The organism is uncultured Campylobacter sp. (assembly GCF_938045205.1).
In the GTDB taxonomy this organism is placed as follows: Bacteria; Campylobacterota; Campylobacteria; order Campylobacterales; family Campylobacteraceae; genus Campylobacter_B.
In genome coordinates this window covers 1-9,132 of sequence record NZ_CALIMY010000120.1, presented here as the reverse complement: position 1 = coordinate 9,132, position 9,132 = coordinate 1, and the positions used below count along the sequence as shown (strand labels likewise).

The following is a 9,132-nucleotide window of genomic DNA, read 5'->3' as shown; positions in this document are numbered from 1 at the left end:
TTAAAGCCGCCCACCTTCTGCACGATCTGCATGACCTGCTCTTGATAGACGATAATGCCGTAGGTAGGCTCTAAAATTTCTTTTAGCTCAGGGAAGATATAGCTTGCTTTTAGCTCGCCGTGTTTGATCCTGATAAAATCGGGGATTAAATCCATCGGCCCAGGGCGGTAGAGCGAGATCATCGCGATGATATCCTCGAAGCGGTCAGGGCGCAGGTTCATAGCCAGATCCTGCATGCCCGCGCCCTCGATTTGGAAAATCCCCAGCGTGTTGCCGCTTTGAATGGTTTTGTAAGTTTGCGGATCGTTAAAATCGATCTCCTCCCAAACTATGTCGCGATTATAGCGGCGCTTGACGAGCTTGATGGCATTATCGATCACATCGAGGTTTTTTAGACCTAGGAAGTCAAATTTTATCAGATCGACGTCCTCGAGATAGTTTTTGGTATATTGCGTTACTAGGCGCGCATCCTCGCCCTTATCCTGCTTAAATAGCGGCGCCTTGTTCCACAGCGGCTCGTTTGAGATCACCACTCCCGCGGCATGCATTCCTGCGTTTCGATTTAGCCCTTCAAGGCCCAGCGCAAACTCCCAAACCTGCTGTGCGATCGGATCTGCGTCGATAAATTCTTTCAGCTTCGGCTCGGCGTCGTAAGCCTGCGTAAGCGTGATGCCGAGTTTATCGGGGATCAGCTTCGCCATCTTATCGGCTTGTGAAAGCGGCATATCGCAGACGCGAGCCACGTCGCGGATGACGCCGCGCGCGAGCAGCTTACCGAAGGTCGCAACCTGCGCGACGTTGTATTTGCCGTACTGATCGATGACGTAGTCGATCACCTCGCCTCTGCGCGCCTGGCAAAAATCCACGTCGATGTCGGGCATCGAGATACGCGACGGATTTAAAAATCGCTCAAAAAGTAGATTATACGGAATCGGATCGAGATCGGTAATGCGAAGCGCATACGCGCAGATGCTGCCCGCCGCAGAGCCGCGACCTGGACCAACCGGAATGTCGTGATCCTTCGCCCAGTTGATGAAATCCTGCACGATGACCATATAGCCCGAAAAATGCATGTTTTTGATGATGGCAAGCTCCTTTTCCAGGCGCTCGCGATAAATTTCGTGATTGGCGGGATCAATAAATTTAAGGCGCTCTTTAAGCCCCTCGCGGCACAGATAATCGAATAAAAAATCATCGTTTGCAAAGCTATATCGCTCATTAGGCTGCGGCAGCGAAAGCCCGAGCCTAGCGGCGTATTCGATCGAAAATTTAAAATTCGGCGGTGTGGGCGCGTAGTCCTTCTCGTCGAAGGCAAATTTGAGATTGCACTTTTGCACGATCTCGGCGGTATTTTCGATCACTTCAGGGATGTCCGCAAAAAGCCGCCTCATCTCCTCATCGCTTTTTACGTAAAATTCCGAAACGACGTGTTTTAGGCGGTCGCCGTCGTTGATCGTCTTGCCCATCGAGATGCACTGATAGACGTCGTGAGCCTTGGCGCGGTCTTTGCGCGAGTAGTGAGCGTCGTTGGTAGCGATGATCTTGACGCCGATTTCGCGCGAGAGACGGATGAGGTCTTTATCGACGTTTAATTGCTCGCCGATGCCGTGGCGCATGATCTCTAGATAAAAATCCTCGCCGAAAATTTCCTTATACTCAAGCGCTGCTTTTTTCGCCGCTTCGTAGCCGCCCGCGCCGCGCTTTAAATTTCGCTCGCTTCTATTTAGATGAAATTCCACCTCGCCCGCTAGGCACGCCGAGGAGCAGATGAGCCCCTCGCTGTGCTCTTTTAAAATTTTTTTGTTGATCCTCGGATAGTAGTAAAATCCGTCCAAAAACGCGCGCGAGCTAAGATACATCAGATTTTTATAGCCCGTCTCATTTTTGGCAAGCAGTATCAAGTGATAGCGCTGGCGGTCGCTTTTATCGCCGATATCCTCGTGGTTGTGCAGGTAGGTCTCGATGCCGATGATCGGCTTGATGCCGTGCTTTTTCATCGTCTGATAAAAGTCTATCGCGCCGAACATATTGCCGTGGTCGGTGATCGCGCACGCCTTGGTGCCGCGGCTCTGCAAAAGCTCGGCGAGCTCGCTTACTTTATTCGCGCCGTCTAGCAGCGAATACTCGGTGTGAAGGTGCAGGTGGGTGTAGTCGCTCATTTTGATCCTTTTTTTGTTGGAGCGATTATATTAAATTCGGGCTTTAGAAACGGTCAAATTTAATGGAATTTTAGCTTAAATTTCAGCGTGAAATTTTACGAGTAAATTTTGTTACGGAATTTTACTTCGGAGGTTTTAATTCTGGATCTTACGGATTAAATTTTGACAAAATTTTAAGCTTAAAATGCTGTGATGAAATTTTGCTATCATATAAATTCCGCTTACCTGGAATTTTGAGCCAACGCAATTCCGCAAAATTCTATGACTTAAATTATCATAAAATTTTGCGGTTTAAAATTCGCGCTTGCAAAGCCTTGCGGCTCTACGATCTTGAGAATTCCACGATCGCTTTGGCAAGCTCTCTAGTAGGATCGACGAAAATTTTATCGCTTTTGATTAACGGCAAAAATAGCGGCAGCTCAGTGCAGGCAACGACGTAAATATCAGCATCGATTTTGCCTAGCAAATTCTCAAAAGCCCCCACGTATTCGGCAGTCTTGCCCGCCTTAACTCCTTTGTAGATGCAATCCATCAAAACCGCTTGATTTTCTTCGCCAAGCTCCACGCTGATTAGCCCTGCTTCTTTAAGCGGATCGTCGTAAATTTTAGCTTTTTTTGTACCAATAGTAGCTAGCACAGCTATTTTATGGGCGTTTGGATAATTTTTGCGGATCGCTTTTACGGTGACCTCGGCGATATGAATTAGCGGGATTTCCGCCGCAGCTTCTACATCGTCTGCGAAAAAATGCGCCGTGTTGCACGCCATCGCAAACGCCTTGCAGCCTGCATTTTTGAGCCTAACAGCGCTCTCGCTTAGGCGCGGAAGCGGATTTTCACCTTTACCTAAGATAAATGCCGTGCGATCTTCAATCTGCGGATAGCTATCGATTACAAGCGGAATATTTTCTTGATCGCTGCCCGCAGCAGTCTCTTCTATGATCTTCATATACAGATCCGCACTCGCCAAAGGTCCCATTCCGCCGATAATTCCAACTCTTTTCATAGCTCGTCCTTTCTAAATTTTACTTGGGTTAATTCTCCCACTTACTCATATCCATTTCGTTTTCGCTCTTTGCGACGTAGATCGATGCCACAACATCGCCCGTTACGTTCATCGAGGTTCGCCCCATATCCAAAATCGCATCAATGCCTAAAATCATTCCGTAAGCGATCGCTACATTACCGCTTACCTTGACGCCGATAGACTCGAGCACTAAAAGCAGCATCAGCGCACCGGCTCCCGGAACCCCGGCAGTTCCGATCGCCGCAAGCATCGAAGTGATGATGATCGTGAGGTAGTGGCTGCTATTTAGATCGATACCGCAAGCATTAGCGATAAAGAGCGTGCACACGCCCAAATACACGGTCGTGCCGTTCATATTCACCGTAGCGCCCACGGGCAAAACAAAGCCGTAGATCGCCTTTGGAATTCCCATATCTTCGGCGGTCTGCATCGTAATCGGAAGCGTGCCATTGGAGCTACGGGTAACAAAAGCCGTAAGCATCGGCGGACGCACTTTTTTAAGGAATTTAATCGGGCTAACTCCGATAAGCATACAAATAACGCAATAAACCGCAAATACTTGAATCGCAAGTCCCACGTATAGGGTAATCGTGACATTTAATAGCGAGCTGAAAGCCTCGATACCGCTTTTATTAAACACTACAAACATTAGCGCAAAAACGCCGATTGGTGCGTATTGCATCACCCAATGCACGACCTTAAACATAATTTCGCTCATTCCATCGAAAAAATTATAAACCGTATCAGCGGAATTTTTAATACGAGCATCACTACTGTCGCGGCAAAACGCAAGCCCTACGCCAAGAAATAAGCAAAACGCGATGATCGGCAAAATTTCGCCCTTGGCTATGGAATCAAAAGGATTCGTAGGAATTATATTAAGCAAAATTTTACTCATACTAGGCGCGTTTGCTGCCTTTTCGACGGCCTTGGACGCATCGCTTAGATCAAGCCCGCTACCTGGAGAAAATATAAACGCACACGCTAGACCGATGACGATCGCAAAAAGCGTCGTTATAGCGTAAAATATGATCGCCTTAACGCCCACTTTGCCCAGGTGCGCGGGCGAGATACTGCTAGTGCCCACGATCAGCGAACAGATAATGATCGGCACCATAATCATCTTTAAAAGCCGCACGAAAAGATCTCCCAAAGGCGTTAAAATCGCCACCCACGTGGTATCACCCACCGGCATATTTTTAGGTAGTAACATACCAATCGCAGAGCCCAACACTAAAGCGATAATGATGCGCCAAAGCAAGCTTGATTTAAAATAAAAGGCTAAAATTCCGCCTTTTTTCGTTTGATTTTCTGACATAGACATCTCCCTGCACTAAGAATTTTAACGGAATTCTACCGCAACTTGCCATAAAATAAAATTTAATCGGTCGCCAAATGAAAGTTAAATTTGAAAATTCGATCACAAGCTTAACCGCATTTTAAAGCGGGAATTATGCAGCAGACTTTGTCTTTTGAAGTCATGAAGCGGAATTCCAAAGGAAAAACGACGCTTGAAATTTTATGGAATTTGCGGATTTTGATGCAGTGAAAAGCCAAAAATTTTGTGGTGGTGGGCTCACTAGGACTTGAACCTAGGACCATCCGGTTATGAGCCGGATGCTCTAACCAACTGAGCTATGAGCCCGCCAGCGGTAAAAAAGAAATGTGATTTTACAAAAATAATCTTAAAACGGCGTTAAAATTCTAACCGCAGAATTTTATGAAACTTAGGCCCGCTCAAATTGTGGCTAAATTTCACGCCAGAGCGCGCGACTTTATCTGATTTTCGATCAGATCACTTTCGTGCGCACAAGGCGGCGTAAATTTAAGACGAAATTTTATATAAAATTCAGGGCTCTTAAATCCGCCGCGATAAATCTAATCCGCTCGCAAATCGCGTGAATTAATAGCTTTTTTTCACGCTAATAGGCTCCGATAGCATTTTAGGGACGCCGGGTAGCTCATACGCTCCCCGGCAGATATTATTTTCGGCATCGGGACCTTTTGCGATAGAGATAGTTTTCTTTTCACCGTCCACGCTGATTAGGAAGCATTTATCTCCTTTTACGCTTTTAAGATATGCGGAATTTTCTCCGTTAGGCTCTAGCGGAACATTCGTCATAACCGAAAAATCGGATGCGAATTTGCCTTGGGAGATATAATAAGCGTCTAGATCGTATTTAACGGTAATTAAATTTGTCGCCAACTTAGAGATCTCCGCATCATCTCTAGTAGTCAGCCCCGGTTCCGCAATCGCTACTGCAGGTAAAGCGATCGCTACGATGCATACTATAGCTATTACCTTCGATACGGACACTTTTTGGGGCGTTACGTCATATTCACAGTTTTGTAGCGGCAATGCGGCGACGGCAAGAGAGCTTTTATTTTTGCGCGTCATATCGCTAGTAAAGGGCAAAAATAGAAATTTGCCGTATTCCATAAGACCCAATCCCGCGGGAGCGGTCCGACTAAAACGGTTAAGGATTGAACCCGACAAATAAGTTAAAATAGCCAAGATCCAACCGCCTAAAAAAACCAAATAATGTTGCCTAAAATACGCATATTTTACCTCTTTATAAATTATGTAAATCAAGCAAGCCGCCCGTTACAGACGTTGCACAGCCTACCATTGCTTTTGCGGCGTATTTGATGCGACCTGCACGCTATGTCGCACAAAACGAGTCTTGTGCGCGCAAAATCTCCCACGCGCAAAACAACTACGGAATGATAAGGGATGGGGTTTAACGATTGGCAACAAACGCTTTTCATCGATAAAATTTTAGCATGCAAATAACTGCGGCAAGGGGTTTAAAAAATTTAAATTTATTTTAAAAAATATTAGAAATTCTAAAATTTCGACGCAGAAATTTAAAAAATTTCATAAATTTTTATGAAATTTACAGATCAAAATTTTAAAATTTTTACGGTACGGCGAAGCGAATTCTTAAAATTTTGCTATGGCTTTTAGCGCAAAATCTTCCCGATAAGGACACAAAACAGAAATTCCAAATCAAATTTTCTCGACGTGAAGCGCTTCCTTAAATTATGAATTTAAAATTTTACATGTGAAATTTCCACTCTACACAGTGCGGCATATTTCTGCCAAGATAAAATTCGCAAGTAAAATTCCAACCTCGCAAACCCAAAAGCATACAACAATTACTCCTTGAAATTCTAGCACCGCTTGTCCGCGGACAAATATCGCGTTACTTTACAAAATTTCAGCCTCATGACGCAAGCTCGCCTCGCGCTCTCGCTAGAACGGCGATCTGTCCGCACGCCGCTATGGCGTCTCGTCGCCGTCTTGGTCTTGAAGCGCGCTCGCTTCGCCCTCTGCCGCGATCGCCTCGAGGCTTAAAATTTCATCGACGTCCTCCAGCTGCGCTACGCCGCTTCCTGCGATGCTTCTGATGCTTGCGTGCATCGCGATCGCGCCGTCTCGCGCACGCGCGATCTGTTTTTCGCGCTGTTTCCAGATGCGCTCCATCGCGTTGCGCTCCTTATTTAGGCTTTCTTGCATGCCGACGAATGCCGATACGATCGTCTTTATCTGGTTGGCAAACTCGGGCGAGGTCAGATAGTCGTAGAGCATCGCCGTTTTGCTATCTTGATTTTGCCCCGATCTTTTGGCAAACGCAAGCGCGACGACGTGTTCGCGCAAGACGGCGCAAAGCCCCTTAAATTCCTCAAACGAACAGATCCAGATACTAGCATCGCTCGGCGCTTGGTGCAGCCTAGGGCTGTGAGGCGGCATCTGCTCGGTGACGATAACGCCGATCTGCGCGCTCTCGCCTATCATATCGTCTTTGAGTTTGTCGATCCATTTGGGCTCGAAGCTTTTCGTGCGCTTGCTCTCGTATAAAATTTTACCGCAGCCCGCAAACTCCCTCGTATGCACCATCTGCACGCAGTCCGCGCCGCGCGCGCCCTTTTTTACCTCATCTATCTCGTCCAAAGGAAAATTTAGCCGCAGATACTCCTGCAGCGCGAGCTCCTGCACCTCGCCCTGAAGCTGCTGCGAGCCCACCTCCGAGCGGCGCTTAAGCTCGTTTATTTGACCGATTAGGCTTTGGATCTGCTCATCTTTTTGGCGGAATTTTAGCTCGTTTTCCTGCGAAATTTGCTTCGAAAGCCGCTCGCGCTCTTGGTTTACGCGGTTGGTTAGCTCGATTTCTGATTTGGCTTTATTCTCGGCTTCAAGCTCGCTAAATTTACGCTTTTGCGCCTCCATTTCGGCCTTGATCAAATTTAGCTCGGAAATTCTTTGTGATTTTTCTTGCAGCTCCTTTTGTAAAATTTCAAATTTCGCCGCGTTTTCGCTCTCGATCTGAGATTTTGCAAGCGCTAAAATTTTCTCCCGCTCGCTGTTTAGCGCGGAATCGGTCGCCGCTTTTACGCGCTGCTCGAAGGCGTTTTCCTTTGCTTGCAGCTGCGCTAGATGCTTCGCGTACTCCTCGCGCTTAGCGGCGATCTCGGCTTCAAATTTAAGCGTGGCTTCGTTTTGCTGCTGTTGCCACTTTCGCTTCTGCTGCAAAATTTCATCTTCAAATTTAGCCTTGATATCGCGCTGCAGCGCCTCGTCTATATCGATCAAAGAGCCGCAGTGCGGGCACTTTACGTTAGCCATCTTTGCTTCCTAAACTCTGCTCTTTCATCTTTTCAAATTCCTGCGAAATTTGCGCGGCATTGGGCTCATCCGCCATCTTATCGAGCACGGAGTTGTAGCGATTTACGAGCAATATCGCAAGCGCCGAAAAGCAAAAGCCCGGCAGCAGCTCGTAAACGACCGCCGAAAGCCCCGATAAGATCCAGCAAATAACAGTGATGCCGCCTACGAGCATGCCTACTAAAGCCGAGAGAGCGCTCATCTTTTTAGAATACAGGCTAAAAAGAAGCACCGCGCCGAAGCTCGCGCCAAATCCCGCCCAGGCGTTGCCCACGACGTTTAGCACCGTATCGTTTGAGCCAAACGCCAAGATCGCGGCGAGCGCGGCGATGATCACGACGGCGATACGGCTACTTAGCGTCTGCGTGCGCTCGCTCACCTCTTTTTTATAAAACGCGAAGATAAAATCCTTCGTAACCGCGCTCGCGCTTACCAAAAGCTGGCTTGAGATAGTGCTCATAATCGCCGCTAGCACAGCAGAGATTATCACGCCTAGGATGAACGGATGAAAGAAAATTTTACCGAGCTCTAGGAAAATTTTTTCTGGATCGTCTATGCTAAGGCCCTTTTGCGAAAAATAGACAAAGCCGATCAGACCGCTAAGCATCGCGCCCGCAAGACCTAGCACCATCCACGAAATTCCGATGCGACGCGCGCTATCAAGCTCGCGCGAGCTTCTAATCGCCATAAAGCGCACGATGATGTGCGGCTGCCCGAAGTATCCGAGTCCCCAAGCAAGCAGACCCAAAACGCCCAAGAAGCTTTGATTATAAAATAGATCGAGGTGGCTCGCGCCGTATAGCCGCACCTGCGCTAAAAAGGAGCTGTCCGCAGGGATCTGCAGCGCGCGATAAGAAAACAGAGGGATTAAAATAAGCACCGCAAACATCAGTGCCCCTTGAAACGCGTCGGTGATCGCGACGGCCTTAAATCCGCCGAAAAAGGTATAAAACACGACGATTAAGATCGTAGCGATCGCGCCGTAGGTGAAATTTAGTCCGAAAAAGCTCTCAAAGGTCTTGCCGCCTGCGATGATGCCGCTGCTAACATAGAGCGTAAAAAATATGATGATCAAAAGCCCGGAGATGATGCGAAGCGTTTTGGTGCGGTCTTTAAAGCGGTTTTCTAAAAAATCCGGGATCGTGACGCTGTCGCTTGCTACCTCGGTGTAAATTCTAAGCCTTTTGGCAAGAAATTTGTAGTTGCACCACGCGCCCACGCAAAGTCCTAGGGCGATCCAGATATTGCAAATCCCCGTCGCAAACATCGCGCCCGGCACCCCC

Annotated in this window: 6 protein-coding genes and 1 tRNA gene; all 7 read right to left on the bottom strand. The window is 47.5% G+C overall.

The genetic code is table 11. The annotated features are described in order from the left end of the window. The coding region (gene dnaE, locus Q0198_RS07305) for a DNA polymerase III subunit alpha (protein ID WP_297896524.1) at positions 1-2,159 on the bottom strand (2,159 nt) is incomplete at its 3' end. A 322-nt stretch (positions 2,160-2,481) separates the two neighbouring features. Then, positions 2,482-3,162 (bottom strand): amino acid racemase, encoded by a 681-nt coding sequence (locus Q0198_RS07300; protein WP_295151179.1) that lies wholly within the window; start codon positions 3,160-3,162, stop codon positions 2,482-2,484. Positions 3,163-3,190: 28 nt separating this feature from the next. Next, complete coding sequence (locus Q0198_RS07295; protein WP_297896523.1) at positions 3,191-4,501, bottom strand: dicarboxylate/amino acid:cation symporter; 1,311 nt, start codon at positions 4,499-4,501, stop codon at positions 3,191-3,193. Positions 4,502-4,751: 250 nt separating this feature from the next. Next, a tRNA-Ile gene (locus tag Q0198_RS07290) sits at positions 4,752-4,828 on the bottom strand. Between the two features lie 258 nt (positions 4,829-5,086). Continuing rightward, positions 5,087-5,623: a hypothetical protein gene (locus tag Q0198_RS07285; protein WP_366111980.1), complete on the bottom strand. Its 537-nt coding sequence runs from the start codon at positions 5,621-5,623 to the stop codon at positions 5,087-5,089. Between the two features lie 843 nt (positions 5,624-6,466). After that, positions 6,467-7,810 carry a DUF2130 domain-containing protein gene (locus tag Q0198_RS07280; RefSeq protein ID WP_297896520.1) on the bottom strand — a complete coding sequence of 448 codons (1,344 nt, stop codon included), beginning with the start codon at positions 7,808-7,810 and terminating at the stop codon, positions 6,467-6,469. After that, the coding region (gene putP / locus Q0198_RS07275) for a sodium/proline symporter PutP (RefSeq protein ID WP_297896518.1) at positions 7,803-9,132 on the bottom strand (1,330 nt) is incomplete at its 5' end. The genes putP and Q0198_RS07280, both read right to left, overlap by 8 nt.

Bases quoted from the DNA above. Each gene is read 5' to 3' on its own strand.
- Q0198_RS07300 (WP_295151179.1), bottom strand. From the start codon at position 3,162: ATGAAAAGAGTTGGAATTATCGGCGGAATGGGACCTTTGGCGAGTGCG.
- Q0198_RS07295 (WP_297896523.1), bottom strand. From the start codon at position 4,501: ATGTCAGAAAATCAAACGAAAAAAGGCGGAATTTTAGCCTTTTATTTT.
- Q0198_RS07285 (WP_366111980.1), bottom strand. From the start codon at position 5,623: ATGGAATACGGCAAATTTCTATTTTTGCCCTTTACTAGCGATATGACG.
- Q0198_RS07280 (WP_297896520.1), bottom strand. From the start codon at position 7,810: ATGGCTAACGTAAAGTGCCCGCACTGCGGCTCTTTGATCGATATAGAC.